1 protein-coding gene, 1 pseudogene and 1 other annotated feature are annotated in these 1,579 nt (G+C 64.8%); the gene and the pseudogene both read left to right on the forward strand.

Features of this window, described 5'->3' with window-relative positions:
- The coding region (locus JKL46_RS34715) for a transposase (RefSeq protein ID WP_201842997.1) at nt 1-483 on the forward strand (483 nt) is incomplete at its 5' end.
- Nucleotides 484-774: 291 nt separating this feature from the next.
- Nucleotides 775-1,517 (forward strand): annotated as a pseudogene (locus JKL46_RS34720) (IS3 family transposase); the annotation flags it as partial.
- Nucleotides 1,056-1,172 (forward strand) — a sequence feature (AL1L pseudoknot). Its footprint overlaps the pseudogene before it by 117 nt.
- Nucleotides 1,518-1,579: the final 62 nt, after the last annotated feature.

A 1,579-nucleotide genomic window follows, 5' to 3' on the forward strand; every position in this document is an offset into this window, starting at 1 on the left:
GCGCTCGCGGCAGTATGGGAGGGCGTTCCCTTGCAGCGCTGCACGGTGCACAAGCTGCGCAACCTGCTCGCCCATGCGCCCAAGCGTCTGCATGAGGAGATCACGGCCGATTACACGGATATGATCTATGCCGCCACGGCCGAGGAGATGAAGGAGCGGCGCAAAGCCTTTGTTCGCAAATGGCAGCTGCGGCATCCGGCGGTGGCCGACAGCCTGGAGGAGGCCGGCGAGGCACTGTTTGCGTTCACAAAGCTGCCGCCCTCGCAGTGGAAGTCGGCCCGAACCACCAATGCGATCGAGCGGCTGCATGAGGAGTTCAAGCGGCGGATCAAGACCCAGACGGTGCTGCCTTCAGCGGCGACCGCGGCCATGCTGTTCTGGGCGCTGCTGGCGTCCGGCCAGATCACGATGCGCAAGGTCGACGGCTGGAAGACGCTTCCCAAAATCTCATCGAGCCAGGAGATGATTGACGTTGCTGCTTAACCCCATATCCTAAGCATGCTGGAGACTGCGCCACTCCAATTTCTACAGCCCTCGCGCCGCTGCCGCGGGTGAGCGCCAATCATACTCACCCACACCCTAAAGGCAGAGTCTGGTCCTGCCGGCGCTTGCAATTAGCCCGGTTAATTCACGGCGCCCCTTTTAATGTCTGCTGTGCGAGCCTTGCTGGTGGTTCCGACCGGATTTCAGGCATGACTTCACCACCGCCGAGCCTTCGGCTGGGTGAACCGTCCCGGGATTCCCGGAGGCTCCAACTCCTGACAGGATGGAGCCATGACGAAGCGAACACCCCCATATTCCCCAGAGGTCCGCGAGCGGGCGGTCCGGATGGTTTTCGAGCACCGCAACGAGTACGCCTCGCAGTATGAGGCGATCCTGTCGATTGCGGCCAAGATCGGCTGCTCGCGTGAGACGCTGCGCCACTGGGTGCGGCAGGCCGGGTGCGACCAGGGCCTTCGCCCGGGGCCGACGAGCGCGGAGCAGGAGAAGATCAAGGCGCTCGAACGGGAGGTGCGGGAATTGCGCCAGGCCAACGAGATCCTGCGCAAGGCCAGCGCGTATTTTGCCCAGGCGGAGCTCGACCGCCGCTTCAAGCCATGAAGGCCTTCATCGACGAGCATCGCGAGGTCTACGGGGTCGAGCCGATCTGCCGTGTGCTGCCGATCGCCCCGTCGACCTACTACGAGCATGCCGCCCGCAAGGCCGATCCCGACCGCAGGCCGGCCCGGGAATGCCGGGACGCCGACCTCAGCCAGGGGATCCGCCGGGTCTTCGCGGAAAACTTCGGCGTCTATGGGGTGCGCAAGGTCTGGCGCCAGCTGCAGCGTGAGGGCATTGATGTTGCGCGCTGCACGGTCGCCCGGCTGATGCGGCAGATGGGCCTGAAGGGTGTGGTGCGCGGCAAGAGCGTCAGGACGACCGTCAGCGACGCTGGCGTGCCGTGCCCGCGCGACCGGGTCAACCGGCAGTTCACGGCGCCGCGGCTGAACGCCTTGTGGGTGAGCGACTTCACCTATGGTGCGCCTCGTCCCGGATGGTCCGGGGTGCATATGTCTGGAATGCGATGAGAAAGGAGGAA

Source organism: Microvirga zambiensis WSM3693 (genome assembly GCF_016735695.1).
Classification (GTDB): Bacteria; Pseudomonadota; Alphaproteobacteria; order Rhizobiales; family Beijerinckiaceae; genus Microvirga; species Microvirga zambiensis.